Origin of the sequence: Gottfriedia acidiceleris (assembly GCF_023115465.1) — a bacterium.
Classification (GTDB): domain Bacteria; phylum Bacillota; class Bacilli; order Bacillales; family Bacillaceae_G; genus Gottfriedia; species Gottfriedia acidiceleris_B.
On the sequence record NZ_CP096034.1, the window covers coordinates 2,338,227 to 2,364,306 of the forward strand.

Below are 26,080 nucleotides of genomic sequence, written 5' to 3' on the forward strand. Positions count from 1 at the left end.
AAGCGTAATCAATTTTAGTGGATGATTACGCTTTTTAATATTTATGTGATCTTTAATCTTAAGTTTCTCTTTGAACACAATTTTTAACTAATTAAACATCTTGTATATAATTTTTGTACCATAGAATGTAAAAAACTTATAAATATCCGCTGCAACTGTTTTGCCTTTAAAGGCAAAATGGAATAGGATGAAATGATTTCTAGAACGGGTTATGGACAATTAAATCATATATCATATACAAGCTATTAACACGCATATTAAATCTCTCCCTTTCGAAAAAAACTTACTTAATGTTGAGGTCAAAATTACACTGTGAATATGATTCCCTTGTTTTACATTATTTTTATTCCCTGTTTAAGATATAAGTTGTATCATAATTAAATAGAAGATTATTCTAAATTATCCATAAATAGTAAAGGTAGGTAATTCATGGAATGGCTAATAGATGAGTATATACAATATGTAGAAGGAGAAACGGAAGATTCACGAAATGCAGATCGCTCTGTAGAAGGATATCTTTATCAGTTTGAGTTAACTTTACTGCATATTTTAAAAGATAAAGATAAGGCTATTAAGCCACTATATAAAATAGAAAAAATTGAGGACTATACGACGTTTACCGAACGTGATGGTAAGATATATATAGAAGTAGCACAAATTAAAAACCACACTTCTAAAGTGTCCAAATCAACTTATTATAAAGCAATTTTATGGATGTATTATGGTTTCTTAAAACATAAATCGCTGAATAAACAAAATATTGAGTATAAAGCAGTTTTATACCATTCAGATGAGAAAACAACTACTTTTAAAATAGAAGACGTATTAACAGATGCAATGAATAATAAGAGTGGCATGAAGTTAGATGCTTATAAAAAAGTGGTGGATCTCTGCAAAGAATCAGATGACATGAAAAATGAGTTTTCTAAGATTGATGAGTTTTCTAAGATTACTAGATTTTCTAAATCTAAGAATCGGGTGGACCTTGTGTCCGAAATAGAAGAAGAATTATTTATACTTTATAGTCATAGGAAAAAAGAATACGAAAATAAAAAACTTCTTTACGCCTTTGCAATTAGTAAAATTATTGATCACAGTCTTGGTGTTAAAGCACCTGTTTCGTTTGAAATATTTGACAATTATATGTGTTCTGAACAACCAACAGTTAATGAAGCCTTTTTTATAAAGAGAATTGAGCAAAAAATATTAGAACTTATTGATAAACAAATAGAGATGTTGGATGTGGCTAAAAATCCGCCAATTGATAGTTATGGAATCCCAACTATAACTACAAAAACTCACAAAGATTATAAAATGATATACAAATTAATTTTTAGCTTCATTAGTGAAAAGATACAGAATCCTGTTTATCGAAAATCATTTTTAAATACAGTGACCACTGGAAACATGCAGCCATTTCTTTCTAGTACTGAAAAAGAATATCAAATATTCTTAGAGAACGGTGAATACATAAGATCATTTATTGCTTGTCTTGCAAAAATTATTTATCAATATCAAAAGATCAATGCAAAAAAAGTTAAACTAATTCATTTAAACAAATGGTTTGAGATTAATGAATTTGTTTGGATTTTTAGACATCCTAGTGAAAAACGAGATAGTGGCTATTTAATAGGTGAATTTAACCAGAAAGGGTACGAGTACATGCTTATAAATAGTGTAATTCAAAGATTAGAAAATGTTCAAACAAAACCAAACGTTTGGTATTGGAAATCTCCTAATCAGATAATAGCCTCAGATATGAAATTTTATAAACATGATACTTCAAAGGTAGATCCTAAACATTCACCAGGGAATGAATACTTTTATATACAATGTTTAGGGTGCTTGGAAGTTGATATGTTTGAGTCAATAGATAAGGTAGAAAATATCTTTAATTTTGGATGTGTGAAAGGATAAGGTTAATACATATATGTTAAAACGAGTTTTAAAACTTCTAATGGAAAATGGTTTTGAAAAAAGGAAAACTATAAGTCAAATAAGAAAACTTGGTTACTTATCTAGAACACAAGAACTATTACAGTTACTAAGCTTTAAGCATATATATATCAATAGTAAAGAGACAGAAATGTATGTCATTTGTGAAAGTAAAAAAATATTTATAGAAGAACAAATTAAAGAATTTGAAAGAGAGATTGCTAGTTTCGTTATTATGTTAGGGAACAAACCTCTAGCATATAATATTAATCTTGTTTTATTATGTCCATTAAATTTAAAGAAAAATCACTTATCTGAGAATAACCATATAAGTAAGCTTATTGATATTGAAAGGGATAAATATAATTGTAGGAAATTTTTTTTAGATACAGCAAATCGGAATTTTGAGGAAGAATTGGACATTATCCCATCTTTAGCACTAAAAATAGAGGTAGATTCATCAAACTTAAGTTACGAACAGACAATTCAAAAAATACAAGAGGACATGCATCCTGAATTGTTTAAAGAATTGATAAAGAATGAGGACACTCCTGATTTACAACAGGTATTACAGGTTTTAGAAAATACAATATCAAATATCAAGGATGATAAGAATGAATAGATTCCTAATAGATAAAGTTAAAATTCAAAATTTCAGAGGATATGTAGAACAAGAATTTGATTTCAGAGCAGGTGGTCAAAGTAAGCAAGGAATCATTATATTAGGCGGATCTAATGGATACGGAAAGACAACTTTAATAGATTCTATAGAATGGTGCTTTACAGGAACAATTAAAAGATTAAGAAAAAATTTTATACAGCGTAATGAAAATACTTTAGAAATGCAACGAGGATTGCTAAGAAATACAAAGGTCGCTAAGAATGCAGAAATTTTTGTTATTGTAGAAGGAACATTCAATAAAAAACCTTTCACTTTAAAGCGAACTTTTAATCAAATGGAAGAAGGTAAAGGATTATCACCTCAAAATACTTCTTTTGAGATTGTTTATGATGGAGTAAGTATTCAAGGTAAGAATATTGATGATTTATTAAAAATACCTCTATCAAACAGATTTTATGATCGATACCATTGTTCATATGAAAAAAATATATATATTTATGAAAAAAATAGGCATGATTTATATAAAATGTTTTCCTCTTTTTTTGGTGGATTAGAGGAAGTAGAGGCAATTATTAATAATTTGGATGGGTATAAATATGGAGAAGGTAAGAAAAGAATTCAGTACTTTGGATTAATTAATGAATTATCATCTCAAGTTAAGAATTTGACTATAGAAAATGAGAATTTGCAGTTAAAGTACAAGGAGGCACAAAGAGAGTCTAAGGAAACTAGTAAAAAAAAGCATATTAATAATCGTTTTATAGAACTGTTCTATAATCCAGTTAGGATATTTGAAGGAGAAATGAAGACAGAAGAAATTCGGGAGCATTTTGAAGATCTTGAACAAATGTATAATACAACTAAGAGTCATTTGGATAAGTTTGAAAAAATTAACGATGTATTAATATATAGTTCAATTCAAAAACAATGTGAATTATTTTATGAATACCTAAATAAGAGTGTTAAGTTGGAAGAGTTTAAAAAGTATGTACTTATTCCGTTTCAAAAAAATAAAGAAAATATAGTATTAGCACAAAAATATTATGTCCAACATGGAAATGTTAACGAGAACATAAGAAGAATAAATGAATTTATTGACCGTTCTCATAATATAGGTGCTTCAAACTCCAGCCAAATGTTTTACTTTACAGAATTTGAAGAAAAAATATTCAAAGGTAAAATATTACCACATAGCTCATTGCTTAAAAAATTTACAGAAAAGCAAAATGATATTAATAAACAACTCGATCATTATCGGGATACTAGAAGTCCAATAACTAAGTCACTAATAGCTATTGTTGACAATTTAAATGGATATGATAAATTACGATATAAGTATGCCTGTCCGCTTTGTGGAAGTAGAGAAAAATTTCATCAACATTCAACTGATTTAGGTGCACAGGCTAGAAAACTTCTTGGTCAACTTGATGAAGAAAGAGCATCGTTACAAAATGAATATAATTTACTTCAAGAGAAAATCATACTGAATATAAATGAGTATAAAAATTCATTAATGGGGGAGAGTTACAAGAAATTAGATGAGTTAAAACAATTAATACGATATTTTGATACGATTGATGATTTAAAATTAGTCTGTGATCGTTTTAATTTTAACATTTATACGGTTAATGAAATGGACTTAATTGATTACGTTGAGCAAATTGAAAATGAATTAGGCAATATTAGTATTAACGAAGATATTGAATATGGAATCATTCAACGTCTAACAACTCAAACCAACGTTATAAAAGGTGTGCCTAGCCTAATTAAAAAAGAAAATTTTATGGACAAAGAGGAGTATTTTATATTAAGTAATGAACAAAAAAAAGAGAGTATTAATTCATTAATTAAATTTTATAATAAGCAACTAGAAAAAATGAAAGAAATTAAATTAGTACAAGATCTTGAAAAAATAGATCCTCAAAGTGTTTCCATCCGAATTGATATATTTAATGAATTTAAGAATGAATTAGAAACTAAGCAGAAATTTACACAAGCAGGTATATTACTAAATACAATAAAAAAAGATTTAGAGGAAAATGAGAAAAATCTTTTTGATAAGATAGTAAAGCTAGATCAATTAAAAAAGATTAGAGCAAATATTATATCTGTCAAAAATGAATATGACAGAAAAGTTGCTGAGCAAATAAATATTCCTTTAAAAAAGGTATATAGGAAGCTAAATCGGCACACTAATATAGAAGTAATAAACCTGAACAAAGCTGGGAAAAGAACACAAAAAGTTAATTTAAGTGCGAAGGTTAGTGACAAAAAATTACATATTTCTAATATTCTAAGTGCAGGTCAATTATCGATAGTGTCGTTATCCATATTTCTAACCATTGCTTTAGGACAAAAAGAAGAGCCATTTAAATGCTATTTCATGGATGATCCTATCCAGACAATGGACGATGTAAATATTCTATCTCTTGTAGATCTCCTTCGCGTAGAGTTATCCCAAGATATAAATGACTCTAATCATTTTATGGATCAATTATTTATTACTACATGTAATGTGGATTTTGAAAAATTATTAAGCCATAAAATGAGAAGTTTTGATGTTAATGTAACACATTTTCATTTCACGAGTTACGGTGAGTACAAACAAATAAAAGAGTTGCACGAAATATAAAATTCGTGCAACTCTTTTATTAATTAGTTAATTTGGCTCTCTTAAATTCTAAAGAAGCAACACAAATCGCTTCTTGCATAGTTTCACCTTTAAAAAAGATTAGGTCTTCTTCGTATCTATAAAAGGCACACATATAATACTTTCCTTTTTTCTTTATCACTCCTTTATACCTTGCTCAGACAGTTTGCCTATAATTTCAAAGGTAAGATCGATGAGCGTTGTATAGTGGCAAAAGCCCATTTTATAGTGTTTTTTATACCATGTGTAAAATTCAATTCTACTACCATGTAGTAAAGAATAGAAATCTAATACTTCTTTGGCAATCAATTCATCTTTTTCTTCATTCGTCATTTGTTTCCAGATATTGGTCATTTTATTTTTGCACCTCACTAAAATTATAGTTGAATGTTATTAAAATATAGCGAAGCAATGCATGTCGCCTCCTCGAATTTTTTAGCCTTAACAGGAATTACTTTTTCATTTTTTGAACTCTGAAAGTGACAAAAGAATTTAGATTTAGTTTTACAAAAAATCAAATTTCCTTTTATATTTTTATGATGATAAAATTTATATACTCAACAGTTTTACTGATTTTAAGAGGAGATAAGCAACGATTAAGAGGTTTTGATTAATAATAATAAAGACTAACCTGATAACAATATTACTATTGGCTATGTCATTATTTATTAATGTTGTATAAGAAAATTTTTCTTCTTAAAATTTCTTATATCTCATGATTTGTGTTTTTAATTATCCTATATTCAATTATTTTGTAAATATTAATCTTACTTATCATAATTTTTTATGCTTGGGGTGTATAGTTAAAGTGAATAGAATTCTTCTTTTCCTTATTTAGTGCATCATATTCACTGGCTCATTGAATTTTAAAACTAAGTATTAGAAATGAGGAAAAAAATATGAGTACTGAAAAAAAAATTAAAGTAAGACTTGTAGTTGAAATTGATGTTTTATTAGATGTGACAACTAAAATGAAAATTGAACAGGAATATGGCAAAGAAATGAGTGATCTTGAAGCGGCGGAATTCCTAGCGTATGCATACTTAAATCCTAAAATATATTCCTTGAATGAAGAGGAAGTATCTGGTGAATGGGATAATGTATGTGATTTCAATGGGAAACTAGGTCGTGTTTCATTAGAAACGGATTAAAACCAATGCTACAAACTTCCCTTTTTTTATGTTCAACTATTTGGAATATTATGCTAAAATTTAAATAGTTTCTCATGTAGAAAGGGAGAGTTTGGCTTGGATAAAATTGTGATAAAACAGATTATTGCTCATTACATGGATTTAAATCTGGATGGACCAACATGTTTAGAAAATGCAATGGATTTACAACAAAAAGATTTTCAAGAAGTTACTAAATTTTTTATTAATCACATTAACCAGGCAATAATTACTCCTCAATTGAAAACATGTGTATTTAAGGACCAAAACGGAGACGTTTATAAGAATTGTCTCAATTTTGTTAGTAATTTGTTAGACAGCGGTTTGTTTGTAGAAATTACAATACACATGACCAGAAGACTTTTTCAGTTTATGAAAAGCTCCAGCAGTACAAGTTCAGGTACATTAATTTTCTTACACTATCATAATTTAGATACGAATAAGGATTATTTAGGAATACTAAAAATGGATCCAAATGAAGGAATTGAGTTAGAGCCTGAAAGTATCAGCTTTAAAATTCGAAAACATATGTTACCTAATATACGAGAAAAATTACATAAATCTGCGTTTATTAAGCTTGATGAAAAATTGATTCAAGAAGAGTCACATCTTTATGTCTTAGACAAGCAACAAAAAGCTGATGGTATATCAAAATTCTTTTTAGATAGTTTTCTAAATGCAAAAGAGTTGAAAAATGATCGGAGCTCTACAAAACTATTCACTAATACTTTATTTGAAGTTATAAAAGAAGAGAACATACCGAGTCCTGTCTCCTTTATGAAAAAAGTAGATGAGGCACTGGTTAATGGAAAACATATAAAAATTGATACCATGCTTGAAGATCTTTTGCATGAGCACATAACAGGTGAAGAAGACCGCGCTTGCGTAATAGAACGTGTAAAGACGCAATTAAAGAAAAAGGACGAAGATACTTCGTTTGAATTTGTTGTGGATAAAGAGCAAGAAACAGTTGCATTCATCCAAAATAAAGATAAGAGTTTGCAAATAAGATTTAAAATGTCTGCACTTAACAAAGATATTTTTTGCAGTGAGGAAGAAGATGAAGACGGAAAGGAATTTGTTATAGTAAAAGTTAGAAAAGAGCAGGTTGTTAGTAATATCCAATTTAAGAAATGATGGGATAAAACATGAGAAATTTCATAAAATTCTTTTTGCAATTATTAGAAGATCTTAAAAGTGAGCATACTTTACAAGATTGGGAAGAGAATTATACAAATGTTAAGTTTACTCTAAACAGTAATTATGGCTATTTTAAAAATTTATTTTCTAAAGCACCATATGATGAAGAATTAACGAAAGACAGAATTAGTTTTACTTTTCTTGTAAATGATCAAGACCCAATTAACAACAATGAATTTCATGAATGGAACTTTTTTACCGAAGAACAAAATACTAAACTTACTATAGCTCTTAATAAAGAAGAGTGTTTTGGGCTAGAAAAAAATGAAATTTTATTCTTTTCTAAGAAGTCTTTTATTAAACACTTTAATATCGATCGCAAGGATACAGCCTCGTTTTTAAAACAGATAAATCATGAAAAATTTGTACATATATATCTTCCAATTGAAAAAAGCTTTGAAAATAATTTTTTAAAGATATTGCCAATACAAAAGTATCCTAGTTCGCCTGTTATTGTGCTTGAACCAGATACTTATGAAATTATAAAACTTGTACAAAAAAAGAGAGAAGAATATACAAGAGTAGAAGCATTTTATCCATTACCAACATTTTTTAGTATTGAGATTATTGACAAAGAGATTCAGAACATGTTTAATCGTAATTTGTTTTTTTTATGCTTAATTCATATCACAAACAAGCATAGTAATGATATATTCTTAATACGTGGTCAAAAAAATATTGAGCTAACATACAGTGTTGGTTTTACACCTCAATATGCAAAAATACTACACAACATATATGAATCTATTTATAAATTGGAAAAATTCGTACAAGATAAGCTGGAGATTGTACGAAATATTTTTTCTATATATTGCCAAAGCGAGGATAATGTTCAAAGTTTAGATGAACAATTAGTAAAGGTTGAAGAAACGGTAAATCAGTATTTTAATGCTTATATTTCGGATGAAGTAAAAAGTTTCTTAAAGGAAACAAAAGAAGCTATTGATGTTGCCCATAAACATGCCACAGTAGCTCGTGAAGCTGCTGATAAAATTATAAATAACATTAATACCTCTATTATCGCAATGATTACAGCAGCTGTTGCTGCGGTCGTTACGATGTCAAAAGGAGAGTATTGGTTTTTAATTTTAGCTTTAGGTGTGCACCTTGTATATTTTTATGTTTCTTACAAATATAATGCTGTATTTACAAGACAAAAGAAAAACGATATTTTGAGTTTATATGAAATTACAAACGAACAATTTCCTGTTGTTTCTAAAAAAAAGAGAGAAGAAATTAAAGTGAAATTTCTTGATCCAGCAATTCAAAATATTGAAGTTAATTTGCTAAGTTATAAAAAATTAACTATTTATTTAGTTATTTTTACTTCTATTTTATTAATAGTCCTTTTATTTTTCGGAAATTTCGCTTCATCCAACGAAGAAAAGAAACAACAGAATATAGTGAAGTTATATGCCAATGAATTTGGGGATATTAAAAATCATGTAAATAGATAAACAAGGCTTTGATAACTTTCATCATTGGTGAGCTACTAATAATATGCTGATTAAAAAAGTCGATTTCTAAACACAGAAGTCGATTTTTTGATCTTTCATTGCAAAAAGTATCATAACTTAACAGTTATGATACTTTTATTTTTATACATAAAGGACAATTACAATTGTAGTAGAATAAAGGGATTGAAAGTGTCACTACTTGGTGTCATAATTAATTGCTTAAATTGGGGGGATATTTATGAAAATTGGGTATGCTCGTGTGTCAACTTTAGCACAAGATTTGAAAGTGCAGATTCAAGCTCTAGAAAATGAAAAGTGTGATGAAATTTACAAAGAGAAGTTCACAGGAACGAAAAAAGATCGACCTGTTTTCCAGGAAGTATTAGGAAAATTACAAAACGGCAATACACTAGTGGTAACAAAACTGGATCGTTTGGCTCGTAATACAAAAGAAGGAATTGAAGTAATTGAGGAGTTATTTGAACGTGGTGTGAAAGTTCACGTATTGAATGTTGGTTTATTAGAAAACACAACAATGGGTCGTTTTTTCTTAACAACTATGCTTGCTGTCGCCGAGATGGAACGCAGTTTAATAATCGAGAGAACCAGCGAAGGAAAGGCATTAGCCCGAAAAAAAGAAGGTTTTAGCGAGGGTGCACCCAAAAAATATAGTAAAGCTGCCATTCTTCATGCCCTTGATTTACTTGAAACTCATTCATATGATCAAGTAAAAGAAAGAACTGGCATTAGTAAAAGTACTTTAATCCGTGCCAAGAAAAAATACCAGAGGTAAAAAAATTATCACTTATATAGTATTACAAAACTATCGTCTAAAAAGAAATTTAAGTTCGGTAAGTTAAGTTTTTCTGGAAATTTTTTTCAAATTATAGTCATTTTTTCACAAACTAGAAATAAAATAATAGTAAGAAATAATTTAATGAAAAACGATTGGTTCAAACAAATGAATAATAAGTAATATGATTGGACTTAAGCCAATCTCCTTAAGAGGTGAACTTGGCTTAAGTGCCATGGGTCTGTTCCCCTTTTAAGGAGGCTGGCTTTTTCACACTGTGAAAAAAATCTAAGTCGTCTCAGATGGAGGAATGTCCCATGGAAATTAATAACCATGAGGAAAATTGGGAAAATCGAAAAAACGCTGCAGAGATCGTGTTTGAAAGAGAGGTAAAAAAAGGATTGTTCTCGGATCTTTTCCCACAAAAAACGGTACGACGCGTGGAGACACACATTCTGGTTAAAAAAACTCTCGATGAGGTTGCAAAGGTCGATGAAATCCTCGAAGTTGATCAGGAACTATTGTTCCTACAAAGACGTGTCCTTAAAATCAAAGGTGATCAAAAACCCGAATTGACATTCCGAGATAAACCAGGAACTAGTGAATGGAACTGTTTGTCAACAATGAACAATTACCTGATTCTCGTCCAAAATGAAAATGGTAACATTATTGCACGAGCTTTCTTAAAGGATCCAAAAGATCTAAAGGAACACGTGTTGAACGAGAAGGTGCCCAATGTCGGATGGGGGAGAACGACGAATCGACTGGATGGAACACCATACTTTTACTTTAAGTTTGACTATCTTTTAGAATTAGCCGAGCAAGGTATTATCAAATTTCGAATATTTTAAACCATTGAAAAAATCCCGAGATTATCTCGGGATTTTTTTCATTGAATTAAAATTTTTTATACGGAAATTTTAAAGGCTAATATAAAAAATTTTGAAGAATAAATTGTTTAGTGGAAGGATTCATATTATTGTTTTTATCAGGAACTTGTTCTAATGATTGTATCAGATCATTGTTCAAGTTTTTTTCCCGATGTGAAAGTAAGGTAATAATCATTGAAATATTTTCTGCATTATTAATCCATTTCTTTTGTTCAATCGAAAGTGTATTTGGAATTTGAATTCTGATTTCATTTTTATTGTACATTTCCTGTTTTAACCCATTAATCATTACTGATAATAGGAAGGAAGAAAAATTTCTTCCTTCCGTTTCCTTCTTCTCAGCTAATAGATTTATAATTTCAGAAGGAGTTGATTGTGAAAGTCTAAAGCTAATTGAGTCACCTTTTCTAATAGTCATTTAATTTCTCCGTGCCTTAACTTTTCATATTCTTGGAGGATACTAAAATACGACATTACAAGAGCCCAAATACTTTCACGTGGTTCCAGAAATGATATAGGTAAATCCATTTCTTGTTTGTTCAATACTTCTTTAATGTACCCATTGATAATACTAGCACCGCCACCAACGAAGTAAACTTCATCCATCGACGGTACATCATGCCATATTTCTTTTAGTATCTCGACTTGTTTTGAAGCGATTTTCATAAATGGAAACTCACATAATTTGTTGATAGATACTTGAGTACCCAAAACTTTAATCATACCATTCTGATGAATTAAAATATTTGTTAATTCATCTCTTGAAGTAATTTTATAATTGTATTTCATTTTAATTTCTTTAATAATTTCGTCAAGAAAAGGACTAATACCAATATCATATCCTCTCGACTCAAGGTTATTAACTTGATTCTTTTCAATTACAGCAATATCTGTAGTTAGCCCACCAATATCAAAAATACCGATAGCTTTATTTCCAAGTGAAGAATTGTTCATGGATAAATGAATATAGCTAGCTAACCCTTCAAGGTTTACAAAAACTTTCTCAAGTTTAATACAAACCTTGATTCCTTCTAAAAATGGAGTCTGTAAAAACGTTACTTCGTGCAGGTTATTTTCTAGTTTATTGATTAATTCTTGTTTGTTTTTTAATTCGTTCATTGGTACTCCAGTTGACAAAAGATACGATACGTTAACCACATTTGAATTACTATTATTCTTAAATGATTCTGCTGCATTAATTGCTAAAGCAGTAAGAAGTAAAATAATACTTTGATCATTTTGAGTTTTTCTAGTATTTGACGACATCGAATTTGAAAACTCGTTTTTAGCTGCTAGGTTACCAATTGAAAAAATTCCTTCACGAATTTGTAAAGCATTTGATTTAACTTGAACGTGGATTCCATTCAAAGTACTTTTTTCAAATTCTTTGATATTACGATTTTCTAGTTCCTCACAAATAACATTTGGGATTTGCAAACAATTTTCAATTGAATTAAAAATCCCTTTTACGAGTGCATTTCCAATATCGATTGCTGCTAATTCATAATTATTTACCATTTGTAATTCCCCCTTAAAAGTAAAATGAATACAGTTGCACACATGCATACTTTCGTATACATCCAGTTATTTACCCCAAAAATATGTAATTCCTTTTTTGTTTTATTTTTTTTGTTTATAATTCATTTTTCACCAAGTACATTCTTATTTTGCTAATTAACTAAATCAATCAATAATCGACGATAAATAGCAAAATATCAATAAATCATAAATAGTTTATTAGCTATTAATGAAAGTTAGCTGCTTATCAAACTAATTGTGTAGAGAATTTATTTTAAAAAATTACTTATAACCATTCATAAGAAGAATGGTAAATCCAACAGTATCAATAATTTAATTAAATTAAAGTGAATGCGTAAAATGCTTCGTTAAAAAATAAAAAAAATGAAATGAAAAAAAATATTTTATTAGTTGCAGGATTCTATTTTTTTCATTTCAATACACCTCTTGAAGATTTATCAATCGAAGGGAGGTGTAAAAATGATTACAAAAATTGATGGAATTACAATGAAGTACGTTGCAAATACAAATGAAGTAAAGGACTTATTATCAGCTTTGCAATACAGGTTTAGGTTGAATGGAGTTTGTATTCATGAATTATCAAAAATTGGTACTTTTTGTGAGTTTTATAAAGTTTCAATTAATGGAAATGCAAAATTGGGGAGATTTTTTATTTATCGCGGTTTTGAAAAAAATAAAAAAACTTTCAATCAGCTTTATATGAAATTTAACCATTCAAAAATTGGTGGAACCATAAAAGAAATAATTATTTTTATAAATAATTATTTTAAAAACTCAGGAATGGTTCATGTAGTGGACTTAGCTCATGATACTACAATTCCAAAAGAAAATTTGTTTGTACAATCCTCAAAAAAAAAGATCCGCAATTATTTAGGAACCGAATATCATGGACAACGCAGCGATCATGGAAGCATAAAAATGTATGATAAAAAATTAGAATTAGATGAGATGATAAATAAAAAAGTTATCCATTCACATCTAACTCGATTAGAAGTTACAATAAAGGGTCAATTATTAACAATTGACACTGATTTGCATGTTTTTAATAACCCATTTAACAAAATCAACTTATATAATCTAGTTAGGTTGAAGGAGAATAATCATGAAATTTGTAACTTTTTAAGAAAACCAGACAAATTACTTTCAAAGAAAAATCGGGAAAAGAAAAAGTACATATTAAAAAAAACAGGAGTAGCTCTTCCATTTACAATGTACGTATTAAAAATACAACTTCTGTTCATTTTCGGATATTTCAAAGAATGTTTTTTACTGTTCAAATCGAAAATAAATCGTCACAATTTCTTATTCGATTTCTTTTCAATTACACAAACCGATTATTCAATTAATGATTTTTCAGTTCTTTTTTCAAATAATCAAAACAACTTTCCATTAATTGAATGAAATTGAAAAATTCATGCCATTGTATAATTTTTTGTTATTGTTTTGGCATGTAATAAAAATTTAAAGTGCATCTGAACATTTTTTCGTCATTTACACGAATCTAGTTTGATTCCATATTCATCTAGAGTTACTATTATGCTTCAAAAAGTTCATTCTGAAAACCAGCCAAAATGGTTATCAGAATCTGAAAAAACGATTATTAAACTACTTGAGCACTCAAAGTAAATTCGAATGTAATCCGTGGAAATAGTGGCGTTATTTGGCAATAATTTGTACAATGTTCCACTCAATATAATGGCTAAGTGAACTACTTACACTTGAAATTGATGACTTTAATTCAAGTTATGTTTAAGTTCGAAATGGCAAATACGGAAAATCAAGAAGAATTGAAGTGAAAATCTTGGTAAAGTAATGAATCAATGGTTATTATTTCGTGAGAAAGGAAATTCAAATAAAACTTTTACCTTTCAAGTTGGAAATGATGCTCTTACACCATCTGGCTTAGCAAATCTTTTTAGAACACTTTCAAAAATACTGGATTAACTGATTTGACGGCGCATTCGTTACGACACACATTTTCGGTCATGATTTGATTGAACAGGGTTTTAGTATGCATATCTGTGCTGATTTAATAGGCATTCGGAGATTAACACAACCCGTCTTTACTTAAGTTCAAAAAGTAGGAATGAAAGGTATTGTAGACTTGGACTGGTCAATTTGGAGATTTATAAAATAAAGTATTTTGATGCTTGCCACTCTTTGAAAGAGTGGGGGATTAGACTGGAATTTTCGTAATATTTATTTTTCTATAATGGATGTTAAATAACTTAAAAAAATGAAATGAAACAAAAACTACATTGTACAATAGAGTTTTGTTATAATTATCCTAAAAGGAGGCTTTTGGAAAATTATGAAATATTATACAACAAATGATGAAATGATCTTAGATTTTCTTAATGAAGCGTATTCTGCAAGGATTGATGAACCTTGTATCGATGTACCAATTTTTGAATTAGCAGATTTAGTCGCAAGATCAATTCCAAAAGACGTAACAATTAATGTAAAAAAAGAGCTAGATAATTTATCAGATACTGATTTTGAAATTGAACGTTCAGATGAAGATTTTGTAACTATTCGAATTAAACAGTGGATGCCTCAGCAATTTTATGGTGGCTTATTTAACTTACCATATTACAGCGAAGCGAAAAAAGAAGTAATTGAAGAATCAAAAGAATTAACGCTTGAGGAATATGAAGAAACTGATAATAATTATTTCATTTTAACGTACACTTTTTGCCAAAACTCTGATTTAACAATTTCAGAGATTCAAAGAATAGTTGAGAATGTATTTGATGAAGTTGAAAACATGATTTTTTCAAAATTAATTTTACTTGCACAAGAACAACAAAAAGAAATATTTTTTAAAAATAAGTAGGAAGATCCTTATGGGGTCTTCCTTATTTAGTTTGAGCATGTTTAACAGGAATTGTAACAATTTTGGTTCAATATAAGTAATTTCAGTTAAGTGCTTACTCATTAAATTTAGAAAATTTTGGTAAAATCTTTAGCTAAACACAGGTTTATTCTGAAATAAAAAAAATATTTATAAAAAATATTTTTTCGTTAAAAACTCAGCAACACCAGGCGTTTCATTCAGTTATATAAAATTTATTTTTAAATTTTTATACTCGACCCCTTGCACCTAATTTCTAAATTCAGTAGCTTGAAGTTAGAAATTAGAAAAATTCAGATTAATTTCAAGGGGGAAATTAGACATGTCATATCAGTCAATCAATTCAAAATCTACAGTAGAAGAGTATTTACAAGTTTTTCTTGAATTTAGAAAAAATGCTTATTCAAAAAACACGACAAAAAGCTACAATGCAGATGTTTTAAACTTCATCAAGTATACACAAGATCAAGGAATTGAAACAGTGACAGTAAGTGAATTTGAAAATGTTGAAATTGTTCACGGTTGGATTGAGCATCAAATTAATAAAAATGATGCATATTCAACAGTCCAACGGCGAAAACAATCATTGTCTACATTTGTTGGGGTATTAAAGTCACGTGGTATTTTAAAAAGCAACGAGTTTGTTATTTACAAACTGAAGAAGCAATTAAGTGGACAGCATTCTCGTACATTATCTATTGGTGAAATGACTGAATTATATAATGGAATGAATCGACTGAGTGAACAAAAAGGTGAGCATTGTGAAATCACATTGAAAATGTTGTTGTTCACGGGTTTGCGAAATGAAAGCTTGGGTTATATAAAAGTAAAACACATTGATTTTGAAAAAGGCTATTTAAAATTCTGTCCCACTGAAATCAATTACAAAAATAGAATAAGAAACATTCCACTACCAAAATTGTTTTTAGTCAAACTTGAAAGCTACATAAAAAAATCAGGTTTATGCAAAGAAGATTTTATTTGTACAGGAATGAATTCTATGCGAATAAAAAATAAAATGTTGAACTTTCTTACTAATGAACTAGGAGAGATTGTAGGATGGAGAAATGAAGGGGCATGGAATGATGATAAACACTTCACTCCACATGGATTCCGTACTTCGGTTGCAACTTTTTTTAGTGAGCAAAACATACCGAAAAATCATATCCAATTCTGGTTGGGTCATATAAAAGATGAAAGTAACACAGACTCTTATTTACGAGCTTGTAATGCATCTTATCGTGCTATAAAGAAAGCTATTAATACACTAGAGAATATTTTAGAAAATGTCGAATCAGATGAATCATGTCCAATCCATGATGATATTTATCCAAATGAATCTTCAACAGTTTCTTCAACTTCAACAATACAACTAAAGAGTTTTCTTAGTGGGTATGGTTATCTAACCCAAGAACAAGAAGAAGCATTTCTTTATTATTTAACGAACACGAACTAAAGGAGTGAGACAAGTGTATTTTGTCAATGAACAGCATAAAATAAATTTTAAAACATTATTGCAGCGGTTCAAAAATAATAAATCAGAATATATTTGCGCTTCATACATTGCAGCAGTACCAGAAATCTTCCAGTTAATCGATTTCAGTGAAGAGTTAAGTGGTCCATTTCATTGGTATTTCGATAACAGTTTAAAAACAAAACTGATTTTAGGAAATTTAAGTAAAGAGTTACTACAATTAGTGGAATTAGGTTTGCATTTTTGGACTGCACAGAAATTCAGTTTACAAAACGCTCTATTTACTTGGAGAAATAACAAATATTTGCGTGATGTATTATATCAAGTGTGTGAGCTGAAATGTTATTGCAAGAATGATATATTTACTATTACATAACATCCATAAACCAACAAATAAAGAGCTGATCCCTTTCAATGTTTGAATAAGGGATTTGCTCTTTATATTTATTTTTTCAGAGATGCATTCCAAATATTAACTAATAAAAGCGCCTCATATTTTAAAGGAATATTTTCATATAATACCTCATTATCTATAGGATAAAATCGACTAGTATTGAGATTAAATAAACCTATTATTGTATCAGGACTAGTTTTCTCATTTACAATAGAATTGTTAAGTAAAGTTAGTGAAGGGATTATATTACGTTTATTAATTGTCGAACTATCTTCATTGTAAAAAGTTCTTATTAAATAGTTTTTACCATTAATTATTAAACCAAGATCGGGAGTTGCTGAAACAATTAATTCGTTATTATAACACCATGTAAATGTAGGTGGCTCAATCCATTGCACGTTTTTCCCTTTTAGCATTTTTTGAAATGAGTTTACTGCATTAAAATATGTGTTATATTTTTTAGGATTTATATTTGATAAAAGGTTATTAAATACAGTTTTGTCTTGTTTCAAACAATATTCCTTAACTGCTTCTCTGAAGTCCTTCCAATAATAAAAACTGTGTTCATGTTGATTTTTTATTTGATCAACTTTTTTTATTTTAGATACCATTGATTGTTTTGTAGTAAAATCAATGAATTGAGACAGTGATATATTAATAGCCATTGAAACACCCCCTAAATGTAAAATTTTATATATAATAGTAGAATAAATGAATCTTTGATCGATTTTCATGATTTTTTACTTATTTATTCATTATTTATTACTTTCAATAAGGTAGTTAATTTATAGAAAAATAAGAACTGTGGGGTAATACAGATAATTACCCCACAGTTCTTATTTAACTTTCTAATCCAATTTGAACACCATTAAATAATTGTTGTAAATCTATTAGTTGATTTGTCATATCATTTGAAATTACAGGGGCACTACCATCATTATGACGAATTATTTTGTTGTTTAATAATTCATTTCGTATTTCATCAAGGTATTTTTGTGCGCGTTCTTTATCGATCCTTCCTAATGATACCCATTCATAATAACTGTTTGTATTACCTTTTTCTTTTCGTTTCATTTGAGTTAATTCACTCTTATGTTTTTCCCAGATGTATAAGTAGGGTAATTTGTCTTTACCTGCACAATATTTTAAAGTATATCCTTTTTGTCTCTTTTTTCCTCTTAAGCCCATCATACAACCTCCTAAAGGTTTGAGTTTAAATTCGGCGTTATAAGCTTTAAGTAAATTTTGTTGTTTTATTGAAATTCCTGCATATTTTTGGAATCATTTTTCAGTTAATTTCGATATAAATTGTTTACTAATATAGCATATGCTATAGTTTTTACTATAAGAGGTGATTAAATGGAACTTTCTGAAACAATCAGGAGAATAAGAGAAGAATTAGGCATAACTCAAGAAAATCTTGCACATTCTGTATATGTTAGTTTTTCAACAGTTAATAGATGGGAAAATAAAAAATCAGCTCCAAACAGAGTAACTATAGCAATGTTAGTAGATTTTTGTGAAAAACAAGGTGTTAGTAATAAACTTATTGAAGAACTTCGTAAGTGCAAATAAAACAATTTAGGAGAACTACTTATGGCAATTAAAAAAAGTGAATTATACAGCTCATTATGGAAAAGCTGTGATGAATTAAGAGGTGGTATGGATGCCTCACAATATAAAGATTATATTTTAACAATGTTATTCGTAAAATATGTTTCGGATAAAGCTAAAAAAGATGATGACTCTTTAATTTATGTTCCTAATGGTGGATCATTTGATGACATGATTGAAGTAAAAGGTGATAAAGAAATAGGCGATAAAATGAATAAAATTATAGCCAAACTAGCAGAAGAAAATGAATTAAAAGGTGTAATAGATGTAGCTGATTTTAACGATAGTGATAAACTTGGAAAAGGAAAAGATATGATCGATAAATTGACAAATCTTATTTCTATTTTTCAAGACGAAAAAATGGACTTTAGTAAAAATAAAGCTGCGGGCGATGACATTTTAGGGGACGCTTACGAATATTTAATGAGAAACTTTGCAACTGAATCTGGTAAAAGTAAAGGTCAATTTTACACACCAGCAGAAGTTTCACGTGTACTTGCGAAAGTTATTGGTATCGGAGAAACTACTAAACAAGCCATTACGGTTTATGATCCAACTTGCGGCAGCGGTTCTCTATTAATTAAAGCTGCTGATGAAGCAAAATCAAACGTAACAATATATGGACAAGAAATGGATAATGCTACTGCAGCTTTGGCAAAAATGAATATGATTATGCATAGCAAGGAAACGGCTGAGATATGGCAAGATAACACATTATCTGCACCTTATTTTAAAAATGAAAATAACCAAGAATTATTAAAAACATTCGATTTTATTGTAGCCAATCCTCCATTTTCAACTAAAGCTTGGAGTAATGGGATAAATCCTGAAAATGATATGTATGAGCGTTTTAAAGGATTTGGTATTCCACCTGCGAAGAATGGGGATTTTGCATTTTTGCTTCATATTAATAAATCACTTAAATCATTTGGTAAGGCAGCAGTTATTTTACCACATGGTGTTTTATTTAGAGGAAATGCAGAAGCTATTATTAGAGAAAATATTATTAAAAAAGGAATTATTAAAGGAATTATTGGTTTACCTGCCAATTTGTTTTATGGTACTGGAATCCCTGCTTGCATTATTGTTCTAGATAAAGAAAATGCAGAAACTCGTAAAGGTATATTTATGGTAGACGCTAGTAAAGGATTCGTAAAAGATGGGAATAAAAATAGGTTGCGCGAACAAGACATTCATAAAATCGTAGAAGTTTTCACTCGGCAAATAGAGATACCAAAATTTAGTCGTATGGTAACCACAAAAGAAATTGCAGAAGATAATGAATATAACTTAAATATACCTCGCTATATTGATTTAAGTGAACCTGAAGATATACAGGACATTTCCTCTCATTTATTAGGTGGTATACCCAATACTGATATTGATAGCTTGAAAGTTTATTGGGATGTTTATTCAAAATTAAAAGATGACTTATTTTCTAATAGTGAACGAGATGGCTATTCTTTCTTAAATGTGAATCAAGTAGAAATTAAAGAAACAATATTCAATCATGAGCAATTTATTACCCATCAAGAAACCATTGTCAACGTATTTAATAAATGGACACAAACTAATGAATCAATATTGAAAAACTTAACTTCAGAAAATAAACCTAAAGAGATTATTCAAGCTATTTCAGAAGATATATTGAAAAAATTCTCAGAAGTAGCATTAATAGATAAATACGATGTATATCAAACACTTTTGACTTATTGGAATGAAACGATGCAAGATGATATTTATGTTATTGTAGATGAAAATTGGACTGCAGGTAATGAAGTTGAGTGGATATACACAGAGAAAAAGAAACTTAAAGGATTCGAGGGTAAGTTAATCCCTCAATCATTAATAATAAAGCGTTATTTTGAAAACGAACAATTTGAGATTGATGTTTTAGAGGCAAAAAAAGATGCAATTGTACAAAAGCAACAAGAAGTGATTGAAGAGCATGGTGTAGAAGAAGGTTTGTTAATTGAAGTTATCAACGATAGTAAAATTACAAAAAAAAGTCTAACAAAACGAATAAAAGAAATTAAACAAATTCCAGAATTTGAAGATGAAATGGCAATTTTAAAACTTTATGAAAATTTATTAGTTCAAGAAACTGAATTAAAAAAACAAATTAAAGAAGGAAATGAAAAACTAGGAGAAGCACTAATTCAAAAGTACAGTGAACTCACAATTGATGAAATTAAACAAATAATTATTTATGACAAGTGGTTTACAAGTATTAAAAATGGAATTGACATTTTAACCGATACTATCTCGCAACAACTAGCAAATCGAATTATTGAGTTAGCTAAACGATATGAAGAACCAATACCTGAAATAGAAAATGATGTAGAAAAATTCACTGCAAAAGTAGACGAACATCTCAGAAGGATGGGTTTTGTATGGTAGTCAAAAATATTAAAATTCAAAATGGATATAAAGATTCAGAAATTGGACTAATACCTGAAACATGGGAAATAAAATCTTTTGAAGAAATTGGTCAGTGTTTAATTGGATTAACTTATAAACCTGAAAATGTAAAAAACTATGGATTACTTGTATTAAGATCATCTAATATTGGTGGGAACAATCTTAAATTTGAAGATAATGTATACGTGGATATTGAAGTAGATGAAAAAATAAAAGTTAAAGAAAATGATCTGCTTATATGTGTAAGAAATGGTAGTAGGAATTTAATAGGTAAATGTGCACTTATTGATAAACGCACAGAAGGATCAACTTTTGGTGCATTTATGTCAGTTTTTAGAAGTCCTATAAATGAATTTATTTACTATTGTTTTCAATCAGAGACTATAAAAAAACAAATACAATCAAATCTAGGAGCAACCATTAATCAAATTACAAATAAAAATTTAAATTCTTTTATAGTTGCCTTACCTAATGACTCGAATGAACGGAGTGCTATTACAACTGCACTATCAGATTTAGATTCACTTATTTTCACTTTAGAAAAGCTAATAATTAAAAAAAGATTGATTAAACAAGGTACTATGCAATTATTGCTTACAGGCAAGAAACGTTTACAAGGTTTCAATGATAATTGGGTAGAAAAAAAATTAGGTGATATTGCTGAAATTATTAGTGGTGGTACACCAAGTACATCAGTAAGTAATTTTTGGAATGGTGATATAAAATGGTGTACACCTACTGATATTACAAATACTAAAGGAAAATATATTTATGACACAGAAAAAAAAATAACAATTGAAGGTCTTAAATCAAGTTCAGCAACCCTATTACCTATAGGTTCACTTTTGTTATGTAGTCGTGCAACTATTGGTGACATAAGAATTGCAGCTTCAGAAATTTCAACAAATCAAGGTTTTAAATCACTTATACCATTTCACCAAATTAGTGGAGAGTTTATTTTTTATTATATTCAAATGCACAAGCATTTATTGATTGAAAAAGCTATTGGCTCAACTTTTCTAGAAATTTCAAAAAAAGATACTTTCGATTTAATTTTAAAAATACCACCAACAAAAGAAGAACAAACTGAGATTGCTAATGTATTGTCAGTAATGGATATGGAAATTGAAAAAATTGAACAAAAATTAGTAAAGTATAAAAATATAAAATTGGGAATGATTCAAGATCTTCTTACTGGGAAACGGAGGTTAGTATGAGCGGAGCAATAGGACAAAATGAGAGAATTACTCAAAAGAGAGTAGTCTCTCTCTTTTCAAATAAACTTGGGTACAGGTATCTTGGAGATTGGAAAGATCGTATAAACAAGAATATTGAAGAGAAGTTTTTAAATCAATTTTTAAGGGATAGTGGTTATAGTGATGAGTTAATTAGACGGGCAATTAGTGAATTGATTAAAGTTAGTTCAAACCAAACCAAAAGTTTGTATGACATTAATAAAGATGTTTATTCACTTCTTCGATACGGAATAAAAATAAAAGAAAACATTGGTGATAATAAGCAAACTGTCTGGTTAATAGATTGGAAAAATCCACTTTCTAATAATTTTTATGTTGCTGAAGAAGTAACAGTCAAAGGAACAAATACAAAACGTCCTGATTTAGTTTTATATGTAAATGGTATAGCTTTGGCTATAATTGAGTTAAAAAGAAGTACAGTTTCAACTTCAGAAGGGATTAGGCAAAATTTAAATAGTCAGTCTAAAAACTTTATTCAAAGTTTTTTCTCAACCATTCAACTTGTTATTGCTGGAAATGACACTGAAGGTGTTAAGTACGGAGTCATTGAAACACCAGAAAAATATTATCTTACTTGGAAAGATGATATAGATGCAAAAGACGATCGATCAAGAAAGATACGAAATCAATCTGATAATGAAAAATACTTATTAGATAAAAATCTTATTAGTATTTTTAATAAAGAACGTTTACTTGAAATCATTCATGACTTTATTGTTTATGATCGTGGTATAAAAAAAGCATGTCGTCCAAATCAATATTTTGGTGTAAGAGCTGCACAAAATAGTGTACATAAGCGTGAAGGTGGAATTATTTGGCACACGCAAGGTAGTGGAAAAAGTTTAACTATGGTTTGGTTAACAAAATGGGTTAGAGAAAATAAGAATAATGCTCGTATCTTAATTATTACAGATCGAGAAGAATTAGATGAACAAATTGAAAAAGTATTTAATGGGGTAGAAGAAAATATTTATAGAACGAAAAGTGGGGCAGATTTAATTGCTAAGTTAAACACAACGACCCCATTATTAATGTGTTCATTAGTTCATAAATTCGGGCGGACAAGGGACGACTCATATGAAAATTTCTTAGACGAATTGAAATCTAATTTACCAAAAGATTTTTCTGCAAAAGGTGACCTATATGTCTTTGTAGATGAATGTCATCGTACACAATCTGGATCCTTACATAATGCAATGAAAATGATTTTACCTAATGCAATGTTTATTGGTTTTACAGGTACTCCTTTATTAAAAAAGGATAAAGCAAGTAGCTTAGAGGTGTTCGGTAATTATATTCATACCTATAAATTTGATGAAGCTGTAACAGATAAGGTTGTACTCGATTTACGATATGAAGCAAGAAATATCGATCAAAATATTACCTCTCAAACGAAAGTAGATACATGGTTTGACGTAAAAACAAAAGGATTAACAGATGCTGCTAGAGCTCAATTGAAAAAACGTTGGGGAACATTGCAAAGTGTATTCAGCTCAAAGTCACGACTTGATAAAATTGTAACTGATATAATTTTTGATATGGAAACTAAAGACCGTCTTCAAAATGGACGTGGAAATGCGATGCTAGTTGCTGGTACCATTTATGAAGCATGTAAATATTATGAGCTATTTATAAATAAAGGATTTAAAAAATGTGCCATTATTACCTCATATTCACCAAATGCCAATGATATAAAAGGTGAAGAAACTGCTGATGAAGGAGCTACAGAAAAGCTTGAAAAATATGAAATATATTTAAAAATGCTGGATGGAAAAACTACTGAAGTTTTTGAAAAAGAAGTTAAAGAGAAATTTATTAATGAACCAGCACAAATGAAATTATTAATTGTAGTTGATAAATTACTTACAGGATTTGATGCTCCATCTGCAACCTACCTTTATATTGATAAAAGTATGAAAGATCACGGTTTATTCCAAGCTATTTGTCGAGTAAATAGACTAGATGGCGATGATAAGGAATACGGTTATATAATTGACTATAAAGACCTTTTTAAAAGTCTTGAAGGAGCAGTAAACGATTATACAACAGAAGCTTTTGATCAATATGAGAAAGAAGATGTTGAAGGATTATTAAAGAACCGTTTATCCCAAGCAAAAGAAAAACTGGACGATTTGCTTGAAAGTGTAAAAACACTTTGTGAACCAGTTGAACCTCCAAAAGACACGCTTGCGTTTCAACATTATTTTTGTGCAAAGAATACTGAAGATAAAGAGGAATTGAAAGCTAATGAACCTAAACGGGTAGCTTTATATAAAATGGTATCATTATTAATTCGATCATATGCAAATATTGCAAATGAAATGATTGAAGCTGGTTACACAAAACTGCAAGCGGAAGAAATAAAAAGCTATGTAGCTTACATTGAAAAAGTACGCGCGGAAGTAAAATTATCAAGTGGGGACTATATCGATTTAAAAGTATACGAACCAGCAATGCGTCATTTGATTGATTCTTATATTAGTGCAGAAGATAGTGAAATCTTATCAGCTTTTGATGATATGTCACTAATTGATCTAATCGTAGCTAGAGGTGAAGATGCATTAAATAACTTACCACCAAATATGAAAAAAAATAATGAAGCAGTTGCAGAAACGATTGAAAATAACGTAAGACGTATTATAATCGATGAATCATCAACAAATCCGAAATATTTTGATAAAATGTCACAACTATTAGATGAAATCATTCGAGAACGAAAACAAAGTGTTATAGATTATCAAGCCTATTTAGCTAAAATTGTTGAATTGTCTTCTAAAGTAAAAAAACCAGAAGAATCAACAACATACCCAATGGGTGTAAGAAAATCTCCTGCTTTACGGTCATTATTTGATAACTTAGGAAATGAAGAGATAGCAATTAATTTACATGAGCAAATTATTAGAGAAAAACCTGATAGTTGGAGAGGTAAGCGATTAAAAGAACGCGTTATTGAACGCATAATTAGTAGAAACATCCAGGATGAAAATCTTAGAAAACAAATCTATGATATTGTGGTAAAACAAAATGAGTATTAAAACTATTAAAATAAGTAACATTGATGTTGAAATAGAGAAGAAAAACATTAAAAACTTACACTTAGGTGTATATCCACCAAATGGAAGAGTAAGAGTCGCTGCTCCAATGAAAACAACAGATGAAAGTATTAGGCTAATGATAATTTCAAAAATTAGCTGGATAAAAAAACAACAAAATAAGTTCCAATCACAATTGCGACAATCTCAAAGAGAATATGTATCTGGTGAAAGTCATTATTTGTGGGGAACTCGTTATTTGTTAAATGTGATCTATCATAAAGGTGCAGCAAAAGTTATAATACGGAACAAGAAATTCATTGATTTATACGTTAGAGACGGGACATCAAGGGACCAACGTGAAAGAGTTATGACGAATTGGTATCGTGAACAAATTAAAGCTGTTATTCCTGACATCATACAAAAATGGGAACCACTAATGAATGTAGCAGTTGATGAATGGAGAGTAAAGGCTATGAAAACAAAATGGGGTACTTGTAATGTCAATGCTAAACGTATTTGGTTAAACCTTCATTTAGTTAAAAAGCCCCCACAGTGTATTGAATATGTAGTTGTTCATGAAATGGTACATTTAAAGGAACGTACACATAATTCACGGTTTGTTTCTTTAATGGATAACTATTATCCTAATTGGCGTACAATTCGAGATGAATTGAATATGTTTATGTTAGATTTTGTTGAATCATTTAAAGAATAAAATATTATGTATTCGGTTTAGTAATAAAGATAAGTCAATGTTACTTTAAATTAACTACCTTT

At 29.1% G+C, this 26,080-nt stretch carries 22 protein-coding genes; 17 read left to right on the top strand and 5 right to left on the bottom strand.

Translation table 11 applies throughout. The features are described 5' to 3' along the window. Nucleotides 1-429 precede the first annotated feature (429 nt). The 3 genes from MY490_RS11285 to MY490_RS11295 are packed head-to-tail and all read left to right on the top strand — an operon-like array spanning nt 430 to nt 5,189. Nucleotides 430-1,917 carry a hypothetical protein gene (locus MY490_RS11285; protein WP_248269279.1) on the top strand — a complete coding sequence of 496 codons (1,488 nt, stop codon included), beginning with the start codon at nt 430-432 and terminating at the stop codon, nt 1,915-1,917. Nucleotides 1,918-1,930: 13 nt separating this feature from the next. Further along, nucleotides 1,931-2,557, top strand: coding sequence for a hypothetical protein (locus MY490_RS11290; protein ID WP_248269280.1), 627 nt, complete (start codon nt 1,931-1,933; stop codon nt 2,555-2,557). After that, nucleotides 2,550-5,189, top strand: a complete 2,640-nt coding sequence (locus MY490_RS11295) for an AAA family ATPase (RefSeq protein ID WP_248269281.1) — start codon at nt 2,550-2,552, stop codon at nt 5,187-5,189. Before MY490_RS11290 ends, MY490_RS11295 begins: the two co-directional genes overlap by 8 nt. Before the next feature lie 156 nt (nt 5,190-5,345). On the opposite strand, the gene MY490_RS11300 is transcribed toward MY490_RS11295, so the two are convergent. Beyond that, a complete protein-coding gene (locus MY490_RS11300) occupies nt 5,346-5,561 on the bottom strand; it encodes a hypothetical protein (RefSeq protein WP_248269282.1) in 216 nt (71 codons plus the stop codon). A 545-nt stretch (nt 5,562-6,106) separates the two neighbouring features. Here MY490_RS11300 and MY490_RS11305 point away from each other — a divergent pair. The 5 genes from MY490_RS11305 to MY490_RS11325 all read left to right on the top strand — a co-directional run bounded on the left by MY490_RS11305 (nt 6,107) and on the right by MY490_RS11325 (nt 10,677). Beyond that, nucleotides 6,107-6,358 carry a hypothetical protein gene (locus MY490_RS11305; protein ID WP_248269283.1) on the top strand — a complete coding sequence of 84 codons (252 nt, stop codon included), beginning with the start codon at nt 6,107-6,109 and terminating at the stop codon, nt 6,356-6,358. 96 nt (nt 6,359-6,454) lie between these two features. Further along, nucleotides 6,455-7,513, top strand: coding sequence for a nucleoid-associated protein (locus MY490_RS11310; RefSeq protein ID WP_248269284.1), 1,059 nt, complete (start codon nt 6,455-6,457; stop codon nt 7,511-7,513). Nucleotides 7,514-7,524: 11 nt separating this feature from the next. Beyond that, nucleotides 7,525-9,033, top strand: a complete 1,509-nt coding sequence (locus MY490_RS11315; RefSeq protein ID WP_248265807.1) for a hypothetical protein — start codon at nt 7,525-7,527, stop codon at nt 9,031-9,033. Nucleotides 9,034-9,271: 238 nt separating this feature from the next. After that, on the top strand, nt 9,272-9,826 hold the full coding sequence (locus MY490_RS11320) for a recombinase family protein (protein ID WP_248265808.1): 555 nt from the start codon (nt 9,272-9,274) through the stop codon (nt 9,824-9,826). Between the two features lie 317 nt (nt 9,827-10,143). Then, nucleotides 10,144-10,677 (top strand): hypothetical protein, encoded by a 534-nt coding sequence (locus MY490_RS11325; RefSeq protein ID WP_248265809.1) that lies wholly within the window; start codon nt 10,144-10,146, stop codon nt 10,675-10,677. 76 nt (nt 10,678-10,753) lie between these two features. Here the strand turns inward: MY490_RS11325 and MY490_RS11330 are convergent, their stop codons facing one another. Together MY490_RS11330 and MY490_RS11335 are read right to left on the bottom strand one after the other, a co-directional pair. Then, nucleotides 10,754-11,134, bottom strand: a complete 381-nt coding sequence (locus MY490_RS11330; RefSeq protein WP_248265810.1) for a hypothetical protein — start codon at nt 11,132-11,134, stop codon at nt 10,754-10,756. Beyond that, nucleotides 11,131-12,234, bottom strand: a complete 1,104-nt coding sequence (locus tag MY490_RS11335; RefSeq protein WP_248265811.1) for a ParM/StbA family protein — start codon at nt 12,232-12,234, stop codon at nt 11,131-11,133. The genes MY490_RS11330 and MY490_RS11335 overlap by 4 nt, the downstream gene beginning before the upstream one ends. A gap of 480 nt (nt 12,235-12,714) precedes the next feature. Between MY490_RS11335 and MY490_RS11340 the strand changes: the two genes are divergently transcribed. From MY490_RS11340 to MY490_RS11355, 4 genes are all read left to right on the top strand, one after another. Continuing rightward, nucleotides 12,715-13,656 carry a hypothetical protein gene (locus MY490_RS11340; protein WP_248265812.1) on the top strand — a complete coding sequence of 314 codons (942 nt, stop codon included), beginning with the start codon at nt 12,715-12,717 and terminating at the stop codon, nt 13,654-13,656. Between the two features lie 910 nt (nt 13,657-14,566). Beyond that, complete coding sequence (locus tag MY490_RS11345) at nt 14,567-15,091, top strand: hypothetical protein (RefSeq protein ID WP_248265813.1); 525 nt, start codon at nt 14,567-14,569, stop codon at nt 15,089-15,091. 340 nt (nt 15,092-15,431) lie between these two features. Next, nucleotides 15,432-16,565 (top strand): tyrosine-type recombinase/integrase, encoded by a 1,134-nt coding sequence (locus MY490_RS11350; RefSeq protein ID WP_248265814.1) that lies wholly within the window; start codon nt 15,432-15,434, stop codon nt 16,563-16,565. Between the two features lie 13 nt (nt 16,566-16,578). Next, complete coding sequence (locus tag MY490_RS11355; protein ID WP_248265815.1) at nt 16,579-16,959, top strand: DUF2538 family protein; 381 nt, start codon at nt 16,579-16,581, stop codon at nt 16,957-16,959. 68 nt (nt 16,960-17,027) lie between these two features. Here the strand turns inward: MY490_RS11355 and MY490_RS11360 are convergent, their stop codons facing one another. Continuing rightward, the gene (locus MY490_RS11360) at nt 17,028-17,642 is read right to left on the bottom strand and encodes a hypothetical protein (protein WP_248265816.1); all 615 of its coding nucleotides are present in this window, start codon (nt 17,640-17,642) and stop codon (nt 17,028-17,030) included. 175 nt (nt 17,643-17,817) lie between these two features. Beyond that, on the bottom strand, nt 17,818-18,165 hold the full coding sequence (locus MY490_RS11365; RefSeq protein WP_248265817.1) for a hypothetical protein: 348 nt from the start codon (nt 18,163-18,165) through the stop codon (nt 17,818-17,820). Between the two features lie 171 nt (nt 18,166-18,336). On the opposite strand from MY490_RS11365, the gene MY490_RS11370 reads away from it, so the two are divergent. The 5 genes from MY490_RS11370 to MY490_RS11390 are packed head-to-tail and all read left to right on the top strand — an operon-like array spanning nt 18,337 to nt 26,018. Continuing rightward, a complete protein-coding gene (locus MY490_RS11370) occupies nt 18,337-18,552 on the top strand; it encodes a helix-turn-helix transcriptional regulator (RefSeq protein WP_248265818.1) in 216 nt (71 codons plus the stop codon). Nucleotides 18,553-18,573: 21 nt separating this feature from the next. Next, entirely contained in the window at nt 18,574-20,991 is a 2,418-nt protein-coding gene (locus MY490_RS11375; protein ID WP_248265819.1) for a type I restriction-modification system subunit M, read from the top strand. Continuing rightward, nucleotides 20,985-22,229: a restriction endonuclease subunit S gene (locus MY490_RS11380; RefSeq protein ID WP_248265820.1), complete on the top strand. Its 1,245-nt coding sequence runs from the start codon at nt 20,985-20,987 to the stop codon at nt 22,227-22,229. Before MY490_RS11375 ends, MY490_RS11380 begins: the two co-directional genes overlap by 7 nt. Next, on the top strand, nt 22,226-25,303 hold the full coding sequence (locus MY490_RS11385) for a type I restriction endonuclease subunit R (RefSeq protein WP_248265821.1): 3,078 nt from the start codon (nt 22,226-22,228) through the stop codon (nt 25,301-25,303). The genes MY490_RS11380 and MY490_RS11385 overlap by 4 nt, the downstream gene beginning before the upstream one ends. After that, the gene (locus MY490_RS11390; protein WP_248265822.1) at nt 25,293-26,018 is read left to right on the top strand and encodes a M48 family metallopeptidase; all 726 of its coding nucleotides are present in this window, start codon (nt 25,293-25,295) and stop codon (nt 26,016-26,018) included. Before MY490_RS11385 ends, MY490_RS11390 begins: the two co-directional genes overlap by 11 nt. Nucleotides 26,019-26,080 lie beyond the last annotated feature (62 nt).